The organism is Pontibacter diazotrophicus, from assembly GCF_003367245.1.
Classification (GTDB): domain Bacteria; phylum Bacteroidota; class Bacteroidia; order Cytophagales; family Hymenobacteraceae; genus Pontibacter; species Pontibacter diazotrophicus.
Map to the genome: position 1 here is coordinate 121,708 of NZ_QRGR01000018.1, position 20,466 is coordinate 142,173.

Annotated in this window: 14 protein-coding genes; 3 read left to right on the top strand and 11 right to left on the bottom strand. The window is 50.0% G+C overall.

The genetic code is table 11. The features are described from left to right. Positions 1-49: 49 nt before the first annotated feature. The 3 genes from feoB to DXT99_RS16365 all read right to left on the bottom strand — a co-directional run bounded on the left by feoB (position 50) and on the right by DXT99_RS16365 (position 5,218). Entirely contained in the window at positions 50-2,143 is a 2,094-nt protein-coding gene (feoB, locus tag DXT99_RS16355) for a ferrous iron transport protein B (RefSeq protein ID WP_394851332.1), read from the bottom strand. Between the two features lie 75 nt (positions 2,144-2,218). Beyond that, positions 2,219-2,467 carry a FeoA family protein gene (locus tag DXT99_RS16360; protein ID WP_115566653.1) on the bottom strand — a complete coding sequence of 83 codons (249 nt, stop codon included), beginning with the start codon at positions 2,465-2,467 and terminating at the stop codon, positions 2,219-2,221. Between the two features lie 294 nt (positions 2,468-2,761). Beyond that, positions 2,762-5,218, bottom strand: coding sequence for a bifunctional UDP-N-acetylmuramoyl-tripeptide:D-alanyl-D-alanine ligase/alanine racemase (locus DXT99_RS16365; RefSeq protein WP_115566654.1), 2,457 nt, complete (start codon positions 5,216-5,218; stop codon positions 2,762-2,764). Between the two features lie 181 nt (positions 5,219-5,399). On the opposite strand from DXT99_RS16365, the gene DXT99_RS16370 reads away from it, so the two are divergent. After that, complete coding sequence (locus tag DXT99_RS16370) at positions 5,400-6,350, top strand: EamA family transporter (protein WP_115566655.1); 951 nt, start codon at positions 5,400-5,402, stop codon at positions 6,348-6,350. A gap of 53 nt (positions 6,351-6,403) precedes the next feature. Here DXT99_RS16370 and DXT99_RS16375 read toward each other — a convergent pair whose 3' ends face one another. The 3 genes from DXT99_RS16375 to DXT99_RS16385 form a co-directional block, all read right to left on the bottom strand. Beyond that, on the bottom strand, positions 6,404-6,751 hold the full coding sequence (locus DXT99_RS16375) for a hypothetical protein (protein WP_246000774.1): 348 nt from the start codon (positions 6,749-6,751) through the stop codon (positions 6,404-6,406). Between the two features lie 197 nt (positions 6,752-6,948). Then, the gene (locus tag DXT99_RS16380; RefSeq protein WP_115566657.1) at positions 6,949-9,552 is read right to left on the bottom strand and encodes a DUF5686 and carboxypeptidase regulatory-like domain-containing protein; all 2,604 of its coding nucleotides are present in this window, start codon (positions 9,550-9,552) and stop codon (positions 6,949-6,951) included. A gap of 133 nt (positions 9,553-9,685) precedes the next feature. After that, a complete protein-coding gene (locus DXT99_RS16385; protein ID WP_262511366.1) occupies positions 9,686-10,576 on the bottom strand; it encodes a DMT family transporter in 891 nt (296 codons plus the stop codon). A gap of 265 nt (positions 10,577-10,841) precedes the next feature. On the opposite strand from DXT99_RS16385, the gene DXT99_RS16390 reads away from it, so the two are divergent. Continuing rightward, positions 10,842-11,324, top strand: a complete 483-nt coding sequence (locus DXT99_RS16390) for a regulatory protein RecX (RefSeq protein ID WP_115566658.1) — start codon at positions 10,842-10,844, stop codon at positions 11,322-11,324. 294 nt (positions 11,325-11,618) lie between these two features. On the opposite strand, the gene DXT99_RS16395 is transcribed toward DXT99_RS16390, so the two are convergent. Next, entirely contained in the window at positions 11,619-12,254 is a 636-nt protein-coding gene (locus tag DXT99_RS16395; RefSeq protein WP_115566659.1) for a DUF4230 domain-containing protein, read from the bottom strand. A 66-nt stretch (positions 12,255-12,320) separates the two neighbouring features. Between DXT99_RS16395 and DXT99_RS16400 the strand changes: the two genes are divergently transcribed. After that, a complete protein-coding gene (locus DXT99_RS16400) occupies positions 12,321-13,499 on the top strand; it encodes a hypothetical protein (RefSeq protein WP_147294240.1) in 1,179 nt (392 codons plus the stop codon). Here the strand turns inward: DXT99_RS16400 and DXT99_RS16405 are convergent, their stop codons facing one another. The 4 genes from DXT99_RS16405 to carB all read right to left on the bottom strand — a co-directional run bounded on the left by DXT99_RS16405 (position 13,500) and on the right by carB (position 20,450). Then, complete coding sequence (locus DXT99_RS16405) at positions 13,500-14,399, bottom strand: 1-aminocyclopropane-1-carboxylate deaminase/D-cysteine desulfhydrase (protein WP_115566661.1); 900 nt, start codon at positions 14,397-14,399, stop codon at positions 13,500-13,502. It lies immediately after the preceding gene. Positions 14,400-14,544: 145 nt separating this feature from the next. Beyond that, complete coding sequence (locus DXT99_RS16410; protein WP_115566662.1) at positions 14,545-16,992, bottom strand: YfhO family protein; 2,448 nt, start codon at positions 16,990-16,992, stop codon at positions 14,545-14,547. A gap of 42 nt (positions 16,993-17,034) precedes the next feature. After that, positions 17,035-17,325 carry a DUF4834 family protein gene (locus DXT99_RS16415; RefSeq protein WP_115566663.1) on the bottom strand — a complete coding sequence of 97 codons (291 nt, stop codon included), beginning with the start codon at positions 17,323-17,325 and terminating at the stop codon, positions 17,035-17,037. Positions 17,326-17,636: 311 nt separating this feature from the next. Next, positions 17,637-20,450 carry a carbamoyl-phosphate synthase large subunit gene (gene carB, locus DXT99_RS16420; RefSeq protein ID WP_115566664.1) on the bottom strand — a complete coding sequence of 938 codons (2,814 nt, stop codon included), beginning with the start codon at positions 20,448-20,450 and terminating at the stop codon, positions 17,637-17,639. Between the last annotated feature and the right edge of the window lie 16 nt (positions 20,451-20,466).

Consider the following 20,466-nt stretch of genomic DNA (forward strand, 5'->3'; position numbering starts at 1 on the left):
TGAGCAGCGGCCTTTATTTTGATCCCTTCTCAGTGCGGAAAAAGAAAGATCAGCTAAAAACCTGGTAAGTAATAAACGCCATCACATAAGCCAGGCCGCTCATATAGATCAGCTGAGCCAGCGGCCACTGCCAGCTTTTTGTCTCGCGGCGCACAATGGCCAGCGTGCTCACGCACTGCATGGCGAACAGGTAAAAGATCATGAGCGAGAAGGCGCGGGCAGGCGTAAAGAACGGATCTCCGTTGGCGTCCTTCTCTGTCATGAGTTTATTTTTGATGGTGCTCACGTTTTCCTCTTCTCCTATGCTATAGATGGTAGACATGGTACCCACAAATACTTCGCGCGCCGCAAAGGAGGTCAGCAAAGCGATGCCTATTTTCCAGTCGTACCCCAGCGGCCGGATAACGGGCTCTATGGAGCGGCCGATGATGCCGGCATAAGAAGACTCTAACTGGTAAGAGGCAATCCTATTCTCTGTCTGCACTTCATTCAGGTTTTGCGCCTGGGCTTCTGCCAGGGCTTTTTGCCGGGCTTCCTCAAAATTATTGCCGGGGCCGTAAGAGGCTAGCACCCAAAGTATAATAGAGACCGCCACAATTACTTTCCCCGCCTCAAACACAAAAGCCTTCGATTTCTCTATAATGGTAAGACCTACGTTTTTCCAGCGCGGCATCTTGTACACAGGGAACTCCATGATAAAATAACTGCGTTCACGGGCTTTCAGGATAGTTTTGAGTAGCAATGCAGAGAAAATTGCCGCTAAAAACCCTATCAGGTATAGCGCCATCAGCACCAGCCCCTGCAGGTTCAGGAAACCAAAGTAATATTTCTCCGGCACCACCAGCGCAATCAATACAGTATAGACAGGAATGCGGGCAGAGCAGCTCATCAGCGGTGTCACGAAAATGGTAATCATCCTGTCCTTCCAGTTCTCAATAGTTCTGGCCGACATCACCGCTGGCACGGCACAGGCCACTCCTGAAATGAGCGGCACCACGCTCTTTCCGTTCAGGCCAAATTTGCGCATAATTTTGTCCATCATAAACGTGACGCGCGCCATATAGCCTGTTTCTTCCAGAATGGCAATAAAGGCAAACAGCACGGCAATTTGCGGTACAAATATCAGCACTCCGCCCAGACCGGCAATCACGCCTTCTGTGAGCATGTTCACCAGGGGGCCATTAAAGTTCTCCTGTATCAGCTTATTCAGATTTGCTATTCCCAGGTCAATGAGGTCCATGGGGTAACTTGCCCAGGCAAACACCGCCTGGAAGATGAGGAACAGAATCAAGAAGAAAATAAGGTAGCCGAACACTTTATGCGTCAGCACCTGGTCGAGGCGGTTGCTGAATTTCTCCGCTTTATCCGCCTTTTCCACCCGCACAATGTCCAGCAGCATTTCGTTGATGCGGGTATAGCGGGCTACTGTTTCGTTGGCCTGCTGGGTGATAGAATGGAATTCTGCCTCCTCCAGCAACGTACCTAACCACGCCACATCCTGCTCCGTCAAAAACTTTAAGCTTTTGTAATGATGTGCATACTGCAACGCCACATAATCATTGTTCAGGCCGAACTTCGACTTTATAGATTGCAGCAAAGGCCTCAGTTCTGCCGGCACCTCAAAAAAAGTGGCCTTGGTAGCCTCCAACTGCTGTGACATCACAATTTTAAGAGCTGCCACACCCAAGCCCTTACGGGCATTCATAGGTATAACCGGCACTCCCAACTCCTTTTGCAAGGCAGGAATGTCAATTTTCACCCCCTCCTGCTCAGCCACATCCACCATATTCAGCGCCAGCACCGACGGAATCTGCAAATCTGCCAGCTGCGAGAATAGCAGCAGGTTTCGCTTCAGGTTAGAAGCGTCAGCGGTTACAATAACAAGGTCTGGGTAGTGTTTGGAGGCCGGGTCGTAGAGCAAATCAATAATAACACGCTCGTCCAGCGACTTCGGGTATAAACTGTAGGTACCCGGAAGGTCAATAATCTGCGCCTTTAGCTTTGGCGTAAGCTGGCTATAGCCTGTTTTTTTATCTACTGTAACACCCGGAAAGTTACCCACCTTCTGGTTAAGGCCCGTCAACTGGTTAAAAAGAGATGTTTTTCCTGAGTTAGGATTACCAATCAGGGCAATTTTTGCCATGGTTGGCTGCACAGGAGGCCTCTCGACCTGCGGTATATCAGGTTGGGTAGTAACGACAGTCATGAAATAAATTTACTACTTGAGCAAAATTGTCTCGGCTTCGTCTAAACGTAGTGAGAGGGTATAGTCATTTACGATAATCGTGATGGGGTCGCCAAAGGGGGCGCGGCTGTTCAGCTTCACCTCCGTGCCAGGTATGCAACCCATTTCGAGCAGCTTCAGCCCCATTTCAGGGTCATTGAGGCAGCATATCACGCCGCTCTCCCCTATTTTCAGGTCGCGCACGCTCTTTTGCCCCTTCTGCTCTTCTTCCGTTTTTCGCACCTCTTATTTTTTATTTAGACTCATTATAAACAACTGCAAGTTACAAGGTGTTCAGTAGGAAAGCAAAAGAATTATAGATTTGGAGGCAAGGAGATATGAGTGTCTGTAAATAAGCAGGTTAAGAGATGAAAAAAAATATAGAGATGAGCGCTAAGACTACCATCCTCAAATTTCAGAATTTACTGATTATACCTTAAAAACGCACCTTCTATCATATAGTGTCAGTATGTGTTGTCGGTGAAAGCACCACCAACGGCAGCAAACTTCCACATCTCCTCAATTCCAAATCAAATTTTACTCTGAGTAGAAAACCCGCTTTACACGGGTGCTTACGTTGGTGAGTAGTTCGTAGGGAATGGTGCCGATGCGTTTTGCCAACTCCACCAGCGTCAGCTGCGGGCCAAACACAGTCACCTCATCCCCGGCTTTTACGTCAAGCCCTGTCACATCTACCATACACATGTCCATGCACACGTTGCCGATGAGGGGGCAGCGCTGCCCATGGATGAGCACATGCCCAATACCGTTGCTGAAACGGCGGTCGTAGCCGTCGGCATAGCCTATGGCAATAGTAGCAGTGGTTTTGTCTGAATCCGCTATCCCTTTGCGGCTGTAGCCGACTGTCTCGCCCTGCTTTACCTTCTTCACCTGCGATACGGTAGTTTTCAGCATACTCACCGGGCGCAGCGCCTCCTGCTCATCTCCAGTCGCCTCCACACCATAGAGGCCGATGCCCAGGCGCACCATATCCAACTGGTGCTCCGGGAAACGCACAATTCCCGCTGAGTTCAGCACATGTTTTATCACCTTATAACCTAGCTGTGCCTCCACGGCATCGGCCATACTTCTGAAATTCCGGATTTGCAGCTGCGAGAAGTCATTGTGTACTGCCTCATCGGCACCGGCCAGGTGGCTGAAGGCGCTCATCACCTGCACCTGCGGATATTGTTTTAGTAAAGTAAACAGGTCTTCAAAGTCCTCCTCCGTAAAGCCCAGGCGGTGCATGCCGGTGTCCAGTTTCAGGTGTATTTTAGAGGTAACAGCGCCAGAGAGGGAAGCGACGTAGGCCTGCAGCTGCTCCAGGGCATAAATTTCCGGCTCCAGGTTATACTGCCGCAGCTTTGCAAAGCTGTCCGGCGATGGGTTCATAACCATTATCGGCAGCGTAATCCCGTTCTCGCGCAGCTGCACCCCCTCGTCGGCATAGGCCACTGCCAGGTAGTCGACGCGATGGAATTGTAGCAGGTTGGCGACCTCAAAGCTGCCGCTGCCATAGGCAAAAGCCTTCACCATCACCATCAGCCGTACATCCGGGGCAAGTTTAGAACGGTAGTAATTGAGATTGTGCACGAGCGCATCAAGGTTTACTTCCAGCACCGTACCATGCACTTTCTGCTGGAAAGCCTGCACAATTTTCTCAAACTCAAACACACGCGCACCTTTTACCAGAATTAACTCATCCCGGAACTGGCCTGGGATGAACTGGTTCAGGAAGTCCGCTGTAGAAGAATAAAACGCTGCCGGAATTGTAAAAAGATTCCTGTACTTGCTGATTTTCTCCCCGATGGCAATCAGCCGCTCCACGCCACGCGCCTGCACCAACTCTGCTACCTGTCTGTACAGCTTCTCCTCCGGCAGCCCCGACTCCAGCAAATCAGAAAGTATAACGGTGCGCTTGCCCCGCTGCGGTTGGTTTACCAGCAAATCAAGGGCAATGGCTAATCCAGCAAGGTCATTGTTGTAGGTGTCGTCGATGAGGTAGCAGCCGTTAATAGCTTCTTTCATTTCGAGGCGCATGGCTACCGGGTGCAGGCGGTCCAGCCGGTCCTGAATCTCTGAGAGCGGCAGACTAAGGTACAGCAGCACCGCCAGGCAGTGGAGCGCATTCTCCACAGAAGCCTCATCAGTAAACGGAATCGCCAGCCGCTGTTTCATGCCCTGCCAGGTATAAACCACAATCGTCTTATGCCCCACTGTGGTGGTGGCCTTGATGGTGATGTCTGCCGCCTGTGTTCTGGCCCAAGTGAAAGCTTTAATCTCTTTTGCCTGCACCGCCTCGTGCACCAGCGCATGGTCGGCACAGTAAAACAGTAAATCAACGTCTTTAAACAGCTTCAGCTTCTCTTCTACTTTCTGCCGATGGGATGTAAAGCCTTCGTCATGGGCACTGCCGATGTTTGTGAAGATGCCTAGGGTTGGCTGTATGACCTGCTGCAGTTTCTCCATCTCCCCGGGCTGTGAGATGCCGGCCTCAAAAATGGCGAAGGTATGGTTCTGCTCCATCTGCCACACGCTCAGCGGCACACCCAACTGCGAATTGTAGCTGCGCGGGCTTTTTACTACCATCTCGTCGGGGCTCAACAGCTGCGCCAGCCATTCCTTCACAATCGTTTTGCCGTTACTTCCCGTAATCCCGATAACCGACATCTGAAAGTTTGCCCGGTGCCATGCCGCCAGCTTTTGCAGCGCTTCCAGGCTGTTTTCCACCCGCAGTATGTTTGCCTCGGGATACTGCTGCTTCAACTCCGCCTCCTCACCCTGCTCTACCACAAAAGCCCTTACGCCCTGCTGATACAGCTGCGGCAGGTACTTGTGCCCGTCGTTGTACTTGCCCCGGATGGCAAAGAACAGCGTGCCTGCAGGCTGCGAAAGCTTGCGGCTGTCGGTGAGCAGGTGCACCACAGGCCATGGCTGCACTAACTGCACTACATGGCCTTGAACGATAGAAGTGAGTTCCTGAAAAGTAAGCATGAATTTGAAATAAGGCTTGTGCCAAAGATAGTGTAATGAGTCAAAAGAGTTAGAGGGTTAGAAAGTTAAAGCGTTAGAAAGTTGTGGAACAGGAACATTTTTCACTACAAAAAACCAGCCTCTTATACTTCATCTGCTTCAGCTTTCTTTACCTTTGCGCTCTTTTAGATGATTCCTCTTTATGGAAACAACCAATACCAAACCATATTACACGGCTGGCATTGCAGCCTTCGTTATCTGGGGCTTTATACCTTTCCCGCTTAAGGCGCTGGCGGCATATCCGAGTGGGCAGATTCTGTGCTTCCGGGTAGCGTTCTCTGTAGTGCTCCTGCTGCTCATCTCGGTTTTGTTCCGGCGCAGGCAGCTACAGGAAACACTGGCGCAGGTGAAAGGCGCAGCAGCTCGCGAGAAGCGCCTGTTTCTGCTGTATACCTTTTTAGGCGGTGCACTGCTCACTATCAACTGGCTGGCGTTTATATACGTTATCAACCATATAAATATACAAACGGGCTCTTTCTCCTATTTGCTTTGCCCTATTCTGACGGCGGTGCTCGGCTTCATTTTGCTGAAGGAGGAATTACGGGTTAACCAATGGCTGGCCATTGGCCTCAGCGCCCTGAGTTGTGTGTTGGTAGGCACCGGAGAATTATCAAGCCTGCTGTTTAGCCTGCTTATTGCGTTGAGTTATGCCTTTTACCTCATCACGCAACGCCTCCTGAAGAATTACGATAAAATCATACTGCTTACGCTACAGTTGCTACTCTCTTTTGCACTCCTGGCTCCTTTTTACACCTACTTTAAAGGAGAAAGCGCTGTGGCGCTAAACAATCACTTCTTCCTCAATATCGCCATTTTAAGTGCCTGCTTCACGGTTCTGCCGCTGTTCCTGAATTTATTTGCACTGAAAGAACTTACCTCCGGCACCATCGGCATTCTGATGTACATCAACCCTATTATCAACTTTGTGATGGCGTTCCTGTACTTTAATGAGCAGACGACCCCGACAAAGCTGTTGGCTTACCTGTTGATTTTTGTCTCTGTCATTATCTATAACCTGAACATCAAAGGACGCAAAAAGCGGGGGAATGGGCTGGTCATACCGCCGGTAGGCACTACAGCGATTGTAAAATAGTAAAAGCCCCGCCAGCAGTAGAGCTGGCGGGGCTTCTGTTTGATAGCTCCAGTTTATTGTCCGTCGATCTCCCGGTTTGGAGGCGTAGTAGGCCTTGGACGCTGGTTCGGGTTCTCTCTTCGCTGTTTTTCCATATCCAGCTCATGCATACGGCGCGCGGCCGTATCCACGTTAGAGCGCATATCGCCGAACTGGTCGGCCTGCTCTCCGGTTACGGCACTATCACCTATTGTAGAGGGGCGCGGCTCATTCAGGTGCTCGGCATCCGTCATCTCCACAATTGCTGCTGAGGTACTTGTATCGTCGGTGGGGTTAGATGCTGGCCTCTCGCCGTTACAGCCAAAGCCTACAACAGCCGCAAAAGCCACTGCTACCCCTGTTTTGAATATATTTGATGTCATTTTCATGTCTGTTTCTCAATTAGTTATTGTACTGTTTTTAACGTGCATAGCGCTAATAGGTTATACAATGGGTCCTGAGACGTGGGCTCTGAATCGCTCAACGAGAAAAATTAGAATAGTGCAAATAGATGCTACTGCAGCGTCTGCACTATTATTTCATCAAAAAAACACCTTAGAGACTGTAAACTCTCCGCTTTTTAGAAGCCAAACCCAAACATGATACCGGTTCTGGCCTTGTTGCCTTCCTGGAACGAAGTCACAAAATCAACCCGGATCACTTTAAAGATATGCTCAATACCAATGCCCAGCTCCAGGTAATTCCGCGACTCCTGTGTGTTCAGGTAATTCAGGCTGACCACCTCCTGCCATTTCAGCTTGCGGAACAGTGGTATTTTGTTGAACAGGAAGCCGTTGAAATGATGCTCATAATGCGCTTCCAGGTAGCTGTTATTCGTGCTGTAGCGATAGTAGTCCAACAACTGGAACCCTTCGTACACGCCTGCAAACAGGGTGCGGTTGCCGTTAAAGTGCTTGTAGTCCATGAGGTACATCTCCTGCTTGTTCCAGAAAGTGCCTCCCGTTACGCTGTACTTGCTGCGGCCAAGCAGGCCCAAACTCACATCGTCGCTGATGCGGAGGGCAGCAGTGCTATAGTTGACATCGCTACCGAAGGCATTTATACCTGTTCGGAAGCCCAGCGCAAAAGTCGGATACTTCGAGCCCAGGTTAATTTTGTTATCCGGACGGGTAATATACTCCTGCCCTGGCTGTATACTCACATTCAGGCTCAGTGTCAGGGCCTCGTGTGGAGAGAAGGAAGCATCGGCCAGCTCGGCATTGACAGGCACATTAGAGGTGAAGCGGCTTCCTGTGTCTCCCCCGCGGCTTCGGAAGGTATAATCGGTTGTGTTTTGCATCGGCATACGGTGCGCGTAGTCCACCCAACCGTTAAAGTACACGCCGTTCAGCAGTTCGCTGCGGTAGCTGATGCGGCCAAAGTCGCGTTGGTACAGCTTCATGTAGTTTCGTTCGGCCACTAACGTGTAGATCGTGTTCACAAACGGCGATATAGGATCCACGGTGCTGATTTGATCCACGTAACGCCCACCCTCCACTGACACAGTGCTGTTTTTGATAGGGTCATACTGGTAGGTCAGGCGCAGCTTCGCGTTCAGTTTTTCATTCGAGAACCCATAGCGCACGGCAGGGGCTATCTCGTAGCGGGTGCGGTCTTCAAAGCGTTTGGTATACTCCATCCGCACATCGGCCACTACCCCCTCTACCGTATTGTACTGCAAAATGCTGGGCCCGCCGGTTATGCTCAGCAACGGGTTAAAACTATAAAATCTCTTCTGATAAGTATTGGAGTAGGTGTATCCCCGGATAAAGAAACTACCAATGGAAGGTTTATTCCGTACCTGGTCCAGCGAATCCTGGTAAGGCTTTGATTTTTTTATGACCTCCAGGCTATCCTTTGCCTGGTAATCCGTTACCTCCTCCTGTGTCAGCGGCACCGGTCTTATTTCTGCCCAATAGGCTGAGTCCCGGTCATTGGCCTCTTTCTCCACCACCAGGATCTCTTTGCTGAACAGCTTGTCGTCGTGAATAGGCTTTTCCGCCTCAAGTGCCACCTCCTCTGGTTCTATAAGTTTAATCTTTGGCTTCTTCGCAGGCCTGGCTTCCGCTATAGGGGTTTCTTCTGCTGTGACAGTTGGCTCCGGCTCTACTTCCTCTAACTTAGGAGGTCTTGCATAAGCTGGCTGTACCCTATACTTCGAATACACCGCCATGGCATATCCACCGCCTTTAAAGCCGAGGCCTGCCGCCTCAAAGCTGAAGCGCTGCGACACGGGCAGCCAAATCTGCTCCGCCACCGGTGCATACACCTGCCGCACCCGGATCCAGTCCACGAAGTCAATGCCGGCGTCTTTCGTCAGCCGAAGGTCGGTGCTATGGATACGCCAGCTGCCGTCTACAATGTAGATATTGCCGGAAAACACCGGATCGTTTTTGCGGCGCGGTATCACTTTAATTTTGTTAATGGTGCGGCCATCTTCCTGGAAAGTTCCGAGGTATTCGAAGCGGTAGTAGAAAAGTGCGTTATTAGCCAGCGGCGATACAAAGCCCCGCTCACTCAGTCCCTCCACCTTCATCAGGTTATCATAGAAGCTGATGTTCATTTCGGAGGCCTGGTTAAAGCTGAAGCCTTTCTTCTGCCCACTTACCTTGCTCGAAAAGATGCGCTCGTTTATCTTGTTCGGCTTCTTAAAGCTCAGCTCCGACACAGACTCCGACAGGTACACAATACCCGTATCTACATCCACCACCTTTATACCCAATACCTTTGGCGGCACTTTGTCGAGGCGGTACACACCTTTCATGTACACACGGGCGCTCCAAGCTTTTGCCTCATTCCGGTGATATTTGCCCAGCCGGATAGCGTTACGCATAATGCCGTAGGCAGGATCTTCATCTGCAGCACGCACGATGACTTCCTTCAGGTTCAGCACCTCCGGCTGTAGCTGCACATTCAGTTCCTGCGTACCCTCCCCAATGGTGACCGTCTCGAATTTAGCACGGTAACCGACATACTTAAACTCGAAGGTATAGGTACCGGGGCTAAGTTGCAGTTGATAATAGCCCTCATCGTTGGATGCGGTGCCACTGGCTGCCTCTTTAATGTAGATGCTCGCAAACGGCAGGCCCTTTCCGTTTTCATCGGTAATACGCCCGCGCAGTACACCAGCCATAGAAAAGACCGGCAGCAGAAAGAGTAGGATGAGCAGGTAATAGTGACGCATGTACAAAAATTATGGCGCTTTAGCTAAGCAGGTGGACAAAGCTATGAGACAAAGGATTTTAAAACAGGGACATAGATTTGTTTAGTTAACGCAAAAACCTGCCCAATATGTTTATACAAAATTCACTTTTTGGCTATAAGCTGTTCTTTTCGAAGGGTTTGCTTGCCTGGGCCAGGGCTTCCTGCTTTGTCAGCCTTGTTTTATAGCGCACATTCAGCACCACGCCCAGCAGCACCAGGGCCATTCCTAAATACGACCACACATTAAACGTCTCCCCAAACAGGATATAGCCCAAGATCAAGGCGTAAATGATGCCGATATAATTAAGGTTGGCTACTTTAGAAATTTCCTCGCTCTGGTACGACATCGTCATGTAATACTGGCCCAGTTGTGTAAGCACACCTACCAGCAACAGCAGCGCCCAGTCCCAGCCTTCTGGCTGCACCCAGTTGAACAGGGTATAGCTACCCACCACCGGCAAGGTAACCAGCGGAAAGTAAAAGATAATAACCAGCGGATGCTCCTGCGTATTGAGCTTCCGCACGATGGTGTAGGCAATTCCGGAGAAAACAGCGCTCAGCACCCCTAGCCACAGGTAAAACGTGTCCACATCTGTTTCCACGCCCTCAATCACCAGCACCCCGCAAAACGACAGCAGGAAAAACACCCATTGCCAGGGCCGTACCCGCTCCTTCACCATAAAAATACCCAGTATCGCCGTGAAAATGGGCGACATGTATTGCACCATGGCTGCCGTGGCCAGCGGTATATTCTGAAGGGTGTTAAAGAAAAGAATCAATGCCGTTGCTCCCACAGCACCCCGCGCAATCAGCCAGGCATGGTTGTTTCCCCATACGCTCACATTGGCCCTGCGCAGATAGGCGTAGCTGATGACCAGTGAGATGATAGACCGGAACATAATCACCTCCACTGCCGGTATATGCGACACCAGCTTCACACTGACGTTCATCAGCGAAAAGAACAGTGTGGACAGCAACATGTATTTAACTCCTTTTGAAAGCATATACTTTAGCTCAAGTCAAGGCTGCAAAGGTCTTGATTTGAATTGTTGATTGCTAATTGTTGTGCTTTGATGGTTAAATGGTGGAATTGTTAAATAGTTGGGTACCGTTAGAAAGTGCGTCTAAACATTTGACTGCTCCATTTTCACTTTCTAACTCTCTAACTTTTTAACTCTCTAACTCAAAACAACTCTCTAGCTCACAAGGCTGCTCAGAACCATGTATAGCGGCAGATTGTTTATATTTGAATAACCAACCTACATAGATTTGGAGCGACAAAAGCAACAGAAGCATTATACCCCTAAGGAAGCGTTGATAAAAGCAGCAGCCTACTGTGCCTACCAGGAGCGCACACAGCAGGAGGTCCGAACCAAGCTCTACTCCTACGGCCTGGAGCCGGACGACGTAGAAGAGTTGATTGTGCGCCTGAGCCAGGAAAAGCTGATCGACGAGGAGCGTTACGCACAAAGTTATGTGCGCGGCAAGTATGGCCTGAAGAAGTGGGGCCGCCGCAAAATCATGCAGGGCCTGAAAAGCAAGGGCATCTCCGACTACTGCATTAAACAGGGCATGAAAGAAATTGACCCGGAGGTATATGAGGAAAATCTCCTAAGCCTGCTGGAAAAGAAAAACGCCAGCGAAAAAGAAAAGAATCCTTTCGCGCGCCGCCAGAAGCTAAGCTACTTCCTGATGAGCAAAGGCTATGAAAATGACTTGGTGCAGGACGCAGTGAAGAAGCTAGAAAATTAATTTGAGTGAGAAAGTCAAAAAGGAATTACTGGCGCCGGTATCCAACCGGTGACGTACAGTGTGCAGCCTCCAGACTCACTTGTGCCGTATTACCTCTCCCCAACCCTCTCCTTTTGTCGAGGGCCCCTACCCCCAAAACCCCCAAAACAGTAGAGGGAGCTGGTTTCCCGTTATAGCCTCTATTGAAACAGACAAAAGAGTTCATTCGCGCCCTTCTCGTACAATTTTAAATTACTTTTTTGTGAGGTGTAGTACCTGAATCATGCTACGAACTACATGATACGTGTGTCGCCTTTAACGCTTTGGCGGCACTTGCGGGTTCTCAATTCTACGCTGTGGCACCAGCACGACACGGCGGCCCGTGATTTCCTCCAGCATGGGTTTGAGTATTTTTTCAGCGTTTTCTGTTGTCTGGCGCAGAATGCCGGAGTTCAGGGCTGCCCTTTTCACGTTCTGCTCGGCGTACTTGTATCCTTCTTCCACCAGCTCCGCATCCTGAAAATACGTATTCTCTTTGCTGAAGACTTTTGATTTGCTGTGGTCTACTTTATAATAGCAGATTTCGGGAGCAGGCAAAGCCACCTGCACCAGCGTATCCCCCTGAAACTGGATATCAGCCTGCGTGATTTTGGCAAAATCTACACAACCTACCGCCTCACCAGACACAATAAGCACCAGTTTGGAGTTTGGAATGAAGCGGTTGACGGTTTTCTCATACTCCACCACATCCTTAAAATTGTAGCGCACCAGCTCCATACGGCCCATATCTTCTACCGAAGTCAGCACCGTATTGTAATTCACCACCACTTCCGGAACCTCTCTCTCCTCTGTCTTATCAAAATAGCCTCCGAAGGTACGCCAGAGGAAGACACCAGCCAGTATGATGAGAATCCAGGGGATGAGTTTAAACAGGAGGCGGAGCAGGGGCATGTAGTGATATAAGTTTTTTAGAAGCGTGTGTAATTATACTATTTTTACGCTATCTCAACATAAACCATGCCCAATAAGTTACAAGTAATGCTGCCTCGCACCCAACTAAGTGCAGCAACCGAAAAGAGTATACAGGTAGCACTCGTAGCACTTTGGACAGTGCTGCATGCGGTACTTTTCTGGAAATACGGCGTCCGCACCACCGACGATTCCAGGGAGTACTTAACCTATGCCCACGCTATTGCAGATGAATTTCACTTTGCTAACAACTACTACATCAAATACCTGGGCTACCCGCTGTTTCTTGCGCTGATGTTTAAGCTGGGGCTAAGTTTGAAAGGAGTAATCATTGTGCAGACTTTGCTCTCAGGTATTGCCACTATATTCTTCTACCGCACGACAAAGCTATTAGCCGGCAACACACTTGCTCCTGCCCTCGCTACCTTTGTGCTGATTATATGGTACGACCTGCAGCTGTTTCATGCCTTTATCATGACGGAGTCACTGTATATCAGCCTGCTGATATTTGCATTCTATCTTATTGTGAAGGCGGACTCGGTGAGGCAGTCGCTCTGGGCGGTTCCGGTGTTGCTTTATGTGGCGTTAGTTCGCCCAAACGGCTTTATTGCCGTGGTTGCCTATGCCGCTTACCTGATTACAATAGCTTATCTGGCAGCGCCTACCAAACTGGCCCGCCGCTTGCTCTTATTGGGCGTAGTTATTGTGCCGCTTGCTGCCATTTTGGTCGTGGACCAGTACCTGCTGCAATCTTTTACCGTTGTAGAAACCTACGAGAAGGGCGAGGTGATTTACCTTTACAAGGGCCTGCTGGTGCATTCAGACAAACCCATCATCATGCCCCCGGCAGACGCCTCCCCACTTACGAAGCTCTACTTGTTTGTGCGCGACAATACCTCCTACTTTTTCAGGATGTCTGCCTTGCGCTTCCTGCTGTTCTGGGGAAATGTCAAGCCTTTCTTTTCTGTATTTCATAATACCATGATCGCGCTGCTTCTCTACCCCATGTATTTGTTCGGAGCCATCGCGCTACTGAAAGATCGCATACCGCTGCCTGTCCGGGTATTTGGCGTGTTGCTGGTGCTACAGCAGGCATTTATCACCACCATAACAAGCGAAAACGAAACCGGGCGCTTCCTGATGAGCGTCGTGTTCATTGTTTTTGCCTTTGGTGCTACAGGAATTAGTTGGCAGCTGGAAAAGTGGAAAACCAGGCTCGAAAGCTAACTACACCTCCACCCCCAGCCGCTCCTTGAAACCGGCGTTGCCCTGTAAGCCACCGGTATGAATAGCTACAACTCGGCTGCCTGAAGGGAAGAAGCCTTTTTGTATCAAGTCAAAGAGGCCGTAGAGCATCTTCCCGATATAGACCGGTTCCAGCGGCATATGGTGTTGCTTTTGGAAGGCCTGCATAAAAGCCAGTAACTCCGGTTTTACTTTTGCGTAGCCGCCGAAGTGATAGTCAGTAATAAGTTGCCAGTTATGATAAGTTTGGCCGCAGAAATTATAAACCAGCTGCTCTATTTCCTTTTGCAGAAAGTCACCACCCTTCAAGGCCGGGAAAGCCAGCACCTGCTTCTTTCCCGCCAAACTGGCTATGATGCCTGCCACCGTGCCGCCTGTGCCGGATGCACAGCATACATAGTCATAGTCAATGGAGATATCCTTCACGATTTCGGTGCAGCCTTTTACCGCTAAGGTATTGGTGCCACCCTCTGGTAGTATATAAGGCTGATTGTACTGTTCCGACAGCTCCTGCAGAAAAGCAGGGTCATCTTTCTGCCGATACTTTTCGCGAGACACATACTGCAGTTGCATGCCGCAGGAGGTAGCGAAGCGGAGTGTGGGGTTTAGCGGCAAGTGCTCCTCTCCCCGGATAACGCCGACTGTTTTGAAGCCGAACGCTTTGCCCGCCGCTGCTGTAGCCGCGATGTGATTGGAGTAGGCACCGCCAAAGGTCAGCAGTGTGTGGTGCTGCAGCTGTTTTGCCTCTTGTAGGTTATACTTTAGCTTACGCCATTTATTGCCCGATATCTCCGGATGCAGCAAGTCCTCCCGCTTTATCCAAAGCGCTACCTGGCGTTCCTGCAGGAACGGGTCTGTTAATTGCTGGAGTGGTGTTTCCATGTTTCAAAAAGAAGCCCCAGCATTGGCTGAGGCTTTCATTTATTGTCTGAATCAGGATTTACAGGATGGAAGAAGAATGTATAGGATTTGCCTCAATATACAATTTAAACCTTACCCCCTCTTTCATTAAGCTTTCTAACTCAAACTACACTTTCTCTACAACAGGTACTTCTTTTGTTGGTTTCTTCTTCACACCATAAGCAATGGCTCCTACTATCACCAGCAGCAACAGAATAGAAGATACAAGGGATATAGTGTTGCCCAAGGTATAAGCCTTTGGAGCAAACCTGAACTCAATGGTATGCTGCCCGGCAGGCACCTGCATGGCACGCAGCACATAGTTGGCCCGGATGTGGTCCACGGGCTGGCCATCGAGGTAAGCCTGCCAGCCATCTGCATAGTATACTTCGGAGAACACCACCAGGCCTTCCTCCGCTGCCTCATATTCATACTTCAGGTAGTTTGGCTGGTATTCCACCAGCTCGATGTTCGCGTTTTCTGCCTCAAAATTCTGTTTTTCGATTGGGAATTTGCTTACATCTACCACGGCAGTCTCGCCTGCGTCAAACATCGTCAGGGCATCCAACTCTTCATCCGGCGACTGCACCGGGTTTACTTCCTCCACAAACCAGGCATTGCCCAGGGCACCCGGTACACGCTGTACCGGCTGTTTTGGATCACCTGTGATAGCATAGCGCGTATTCAGCATGCGGTAAACTTCGAGGTTATTCAGTGCAATATGGTGGTCAATCAGGTCCTGGTAACGGCGCAGCTTCGCGCCATGGTACCCGCCAATGGATTTATGATAGTAAGAGGTGCGGGCTTCGTTGAATGGGTTTGGCAGGTTTATAACACGATAGCTCAGGTCCTGGTCCTGCATAATCAACTGATCGACTGGTGTTGGCCTGAAGTAATCGGCAATTACGTTTTGCTGAAAATCGGTATTGTTCAGGTAGCGCTTGTCCACCGACCACAGGTCTACCAATAGCAGCACGCCTACACCAGCGATAACCACAGTAGCAGAAAGCTTGTTCTTAACATAGAAGTACAACAAACCTGCAGCTAGCAGGATAAAGGCAAAGGAACGGAAGGCATCGCTGCGCATCATACTTTCACGGTCAGCACGAATCGCATCGATAGGAAACTGGGCTTGAATCAGTTGCTGATCAGAACCGCCTACGAAGCTTGCTGTTCCGGCAAAAAGCCATACGAGTAAGCAAATCCCTGCCGTGATGCCTCCTGAAATAAGAAGTTTCTTGTCAAGGCCTTCAATCCGGTCTCTTTCGTTAATGAGCTTCCAGAGGGCCAGTATTGCGAGAAAGGGCATGGTGATCTGTGCAATAACCAGGGCCGAAGACACCGCTCTGAACTTGTTGTAGCCCGGGAAATAGTCGAACATGAAGTAGTTGAAGGCTTCAAAGTTCTTTCCCCATGCCAGCATAAAGGAAAGTATGGTGCCGGCTACTAACCAACTGACCCAACGTTTATTTACAATAAATATCCCCAGCACAAACAGGAAGCAGACAATAGCCCCTACGTATACAGGTCCGCTGGTCATCGGCTGAGGCCCCCAGTACATGGGCAGGCCCTGCTTCACAATCTGCTCTGCCTGTCCCGGTGGCACCCCCATTCTGGTAAAAGCCTGATAGGTTTCTGAATCTGTTTCCAATGGTGCGGTGGTACTACCGCCATAAAAGTCAGGTATCAGCAGGGTCAACGTTTCGCTTATACCGTAGCTCCAGTTAAAGGCATATTCTCTGTCCAAACCACCGCCCACACGCTCACCGCTGTTTGGCTGTGTCAGTTCTGATCTGCCGCGTATGCTGTGCTCGCTGTATTCAGCAGTAGTATACAACCGGCCAAAATTAACGCCTACGGCCAGTATAGCCGCTACTGCCAATACCAATCCGCGCTTCAGAAGCTCTGCAAAGGTGCCGTGTTTGATGGCGTAGATTATCTCTACCACCGCAAAAACGATTATCAGCAGCAGCATGTAATACGTCATCTGCAGGTGGTTGAAATGCAGGTTCATGGTCAGGCCTACGGCAAACAGCGCAGCCCCTATCCAGAGGTTACGGCGCAGCGCGTAAATCAAGCCACCCAGCACCATCGGGATGTAAGCAATTGTCAGGGACTTTGTGTTGTGACCAGCTTCTAGAATGATAATGTTATAGGAGGTCAGGGAGAAGGCGATGGCGCCTACAATGGCCAGCCACGAACTCATGCCCATGGCCACCAGCAAAATGTAAGCGCAAAGCAGCGTGACAAAAATGTTACCTGCCAGAGCTGGCAGGTTAAACGATAATACAGAATGTATGTACCGGGACCAGTCTCCTGGAAAGTGCGTGTTGATCAGGTAGGCTGGCATACCGCTGAACATGGAGTTCGTCCAGAGCGCCTCCTCACCGGTTGTCTCACGGTATTGTTGTATTTCTCTGGCGCCACCCTGGAACTGCTGGATGTCGTGCTGCGCTAAGCCTTTGTCTTCAAAAAGAACCGGCGAGAAGTATACGGCCGTTAAGATCAGGAAAACGAGAACAGCGATGATGTGGGGTAATGCATCCCGCTTAAAATCGAAGGAAGTGGTTGTCATAACTTTCAAAAACCTCAGAATAGAGATTGAAAGATAACAGTTTTATTTTACTTCTTCATAATCGACATATTCCCCACCGTTGAAATCCTTCCGCTCCGGTTTCTCTGGAATATAGTCGATCTTCACGTTGCCAGCCGTTCTGCCATTCTGCTGTTCGCCGTTGTTATAGGGCCCCTGTTGCTGGCGTTGCTGCTGGTGCATGTTAGAGTAGAAGAACGTGCCGTTGCGCACTTTCTTCTTTATGAACATCCCCAAAAGCCACCGGAACAACACCGGTGCAACCATGCGGATGAAGAAAATGATGAGTAGTGTGGTGAATATGAATTTGATCATGATAAAGCTCTCTTACGTAAGGTACATACTGCAAAAACAGTACCTCTATCTACTTACAACTCCTCTGCCAAAACTTTGTTGTATGCCTTTTTGGCGTAATGTCTGCAAAGATAGGAAGTATACCTTAAAATGCATTTGCGTTCGGGTTAGTTCCGGGAAGAGACAACCCGTCATATCCCAGGCTTTTGCTCACAAAATTTTATAAAGGCAGCGTCTTTGAAAACCAAATTACAGGCTTTAGAACACATTACAAAAGCAAAGCCTCCTCATTGCTGAGGAGGCTTTGCTTTTTAATTTAGTTACCGGGGTTACTACTTACTTAGGTACAGGTTTCTTTCAGAGTATACCTGCGTGAAGTAATCATCGTCCAGGTCATCGATGAAGTAGATGGCCTCACCGGTGGACTTCATCTCCGGGCCAAGCTCCTTGTTCACTTCAGGAAACTTGTTGTAAGAGAACACCGGCACTTTGATGGCATACCCGTGCTTGTATGGGTTAAACTCAAAGTCCTTCACCTTCTTCTCGCCCAGCATAATCTTAGTAGCGTAGTTGATGTATGGCTCACGGTATGCCTTCGCGATGAACGGGAATGTACGCGAAGCACGCGGGTTGGCCTCGATGATGTATACCGTTTCGTTTTTGATAGCAAACTGTATGTTGATAACACCAACTGTTCGCAGCGCCACCGCAATCTTCTTTGTATACTCCTCTATCTGGTTGAGCACGTTCTCGCTCAGGTCAAATGGAGGGAGCACTGCGTAAGAGTCGCCGGAGTGGATGCCCGCTGGCTCAATGTGCTCCATAATACCGCAGATGTGCACATCCTCACCGTCACAAATAGCATCGGCCTCCGCTTCGATGGCATTGTCGAGGAAGTGGTCTAACAGCACCTTGTTGCCCGGGTGGTCTTTCAGCAGGTCGATTACGTGGGCTTCCAGCTCCTTGTTGTTAATCACAATTTTCATGTTCTGCCCACCCAACACGTAGCTTGGGCGCACCAGCAGCGGGAACTTCAGCTCTTTGCTTAGCTCCAGTGCCTCCTCAGCCGACTCAATAACAGCGAACGGCGGGTACGGAATTCCCAGGTCGCGCAGCAGCGATGAAAAGGAGCCGCGGTCTTCTGCCAGGTCCAGGGCCTGATAGCTGGTTCCGAAGATTTTAATACCGAATCGATCCAGTTTCTCCGCCAGCTTCAGGGCTGTCTGTCCGCCTAACTGCACAATCACACCTTCCGGCTTTTCGTGCAGGATGATATCATAAATATGCTCCCAGAAAACCGGCTCGAAGTACAGTTTATCAGAAATATCAAAATCTGTACTCACCGTTTCCGGGTTACAGTTGATCATAATGGTTTCGTAGCCGCACTCTCTCGCCGCCAGCACCCCATGCACGCAACTGTAGTCAAACTCAATGCCCTGCCCGATTCGGTTCGGGCCAGAGCCCAGCACCACTACCTTCTTCCTATCTGTTACAATGCTCTCATTCTCGCCGTCAAAGGTGCTGTAGTAGTATGGTGTGTTGGCCTCAAACTCAGCGGCGCAGGTATCCACCATCTTAAACACACGCTTGATACCCAGTTCTGTACGTTTGGTGTGTACTTCGCTTTCTTTGCAGCGCAGCAGGTGGGCAATCTGGCGGTCAGCGTAGCCTTTCACCTTCGCTTCACGCAGCAGGCCGGCAGGTATGTTGGCTAAATTATACTTCTCGATTTCCTTCTCCATCACGTCCAGCTCCTCAATCTGGGCCAGGAACCAAGGGTCTATCTTCGTGAGGTTCTGGATGGTGCTGGTCGGGATACCGATGCGCATGGCATCTTTTATGCTGAACAGGCGGTTCCAGCTTGGGTTCTTCAGGCTGTCTATCAGTTCATCGTAGCCTGTTTTCTCCTTACCGTCGGCGCCTATACCATTGCGTTTTATCTCGAGGCTCTGGCAGGCTTTCTGCAGCGCTTCCTGGAAGGTGCGGCCAATGCCCATCACCTCGCCCACAGACTTCATCTGCAGCCCCAGCGTACGGTTCACACCCGGGAACTTATCGAAATTCCAGCGCGGTATCTTCACAATCACGTAGTCCAGTGCCGGCTCAAAGTAAGCGGACGTGGTCTTGGTGATTGCGTTTTTCAGCTCATCCAGGTTATAACCGATAGCCAGCTTTGCAGCCACCTTCGCGATAGGGTAACCAGTGGCTTTAGAGGCAAGGGCAGAAGAACGGGAAACACGCGGGTTAATCTCAATGGCAATGATTTTGTCATCATCCGGGCTCACAGAGAACTGCACATTACAGCCACCGGCAAACTGTCCGATGCCGTTCATCATTTTGATGGCCAGGTCGCGCATTTTCTGGTACACGGTGTCTGGCAGCGTCATGGCCGGAGCCACTGTTATGGAGTCACCTGTATGCACACCCATCGGGTCAAAGTTCTCGATGGAGCAGATAATGATCACGTTGCCGATGTTATCGCGCAGCAACTCCAACTCATACTCCTTCCAGCCCAATATACTTTGCTCCACCAGCACCTCGTGCGTAGGGGAAGCGTGCAGGCCGCGGGTAAGAGCCGCGTCAAACTCTTCCGGCGTGTGCACAAAGCCACCACCGTAGCCACCCAGCGTAAACGACGGACGGATTACAAGTGGGAAGCCAATTTCCTGTGCTATCTCTTTTCCTTCGAGGAAGGAAGTCGCTGTTTCTCCTTTGCAAACATTCACGCCAAGCTCCAGCATTTTCAGCCGGAACTGCTCACGGTCTTCTGTCGTCTCGATGGCTTTGATGTCCACACCGATGATGCGCACCCCGTACTTTTTCCATACACCGGCTTTATCACAATCAATGGCAAGGTTCAATGCTGTCTGGCCGCCCATTGTTGGCAGCACCGCATCAATTTTATGTTTTTCTAATATTTCAATGATATACTTCTTCTCCAGGGGCTTGAGGTACACATGGTCCGCCGTCACCGGGTCAGTCATAATGGTGGCGGGGTTGGAGTTGATGAGTATCACTTCAATACCCTCCTCACGTAGTGAGCGGGCGGCCTGGGAGCCGGAGTAATCGAATTCACAGGCCTGGCCGATAATGATAGGTCCAGAACCAATAATAAGAACGGATTTAATACTGGTGTCTTTAGGCATTTGGATTGGTATGTAT

Coding starts and splice junctions, on each gene's coding strand:
- carB (WP_115566664.1), bottom strand. CDS start 20,450: ATGCCTAAAGACACCAGTATTAAATCCGTTCTTATTATTGGTTCTGGA.
- DXT99_RS16415 (WP_115566663.1), bottom strand. CDS start 17,325: ATGATCAAATTCATATTCACCACACTACTCATCATTTTCTTCATCCGC.
- feoB (WP_394851332.1), bottom strand. CDS start 2,143: ATGGCAAAAATTGCCCTGATTGGTAATCCTAACTCAGGAAAAACATCT.
- DXT99_RS16395 (WP_115566659.1), bottom strand. CDS start 12,254: ATGCCCCTGCTCCGCCTCCTGTTTAAACTCATCCCCTGGATTCTCATC.
- DXT99_RS16410 (WP_115566662.1), bottom strand. CDS start 16,992: ATGACAACCACTTCCTTCGATTTTAAGCGGGATGCATTACCCCACATC.
- DXT99_RS16375 (WP_246000774.1), bottom strand. CDS start 6,751: ATGACATCAAATATATTCAAAACAGGGGTAGCAGTGGCTTTTGCGGCT.
- DXT99_RS16370 (WP_115566655.1), top strand. CDS start 5,400: ATGGAAACAACCAATACCAAACCATATTACACGGCTGGCATTGCAGCC.
- DXT99_RS16380 (WP_115566657.1), bottom strand. CDS start 9,552: ATGCGTCACTATTACCTGCTCATCCTACTCTTTCTGCTGCCGGTCTTT.
- DXT99_RS16400 (WP_147294240.1), top strand. CDS start 12,321: ATGCCCAATAAGTTACAAGTAATGCTGCCTCGCACCCAACTAAGTGCA.
- DXT99_RS16365 (WP_115566654.1), bottom strand. CDS start 5,218: ATGCTTACTTTTCAGGAACTCACTTCTATCGTTCAAGGCCATGTAGTG.
- DXT99_RS16405 (WP_115566661.1), bottom strand. CDS start 14,399: ATGGAAACACCACTCCAGCAATTAACAGACCCGTTCCTGCAGGAACGC.
- DXT99_RS16385 (WP_262511366.1), bottom strand. CDS start 10,576: ATGCTTTCAAAAGGAGTTAAATACATGTTGCTGTCCACACTGTTCTTT.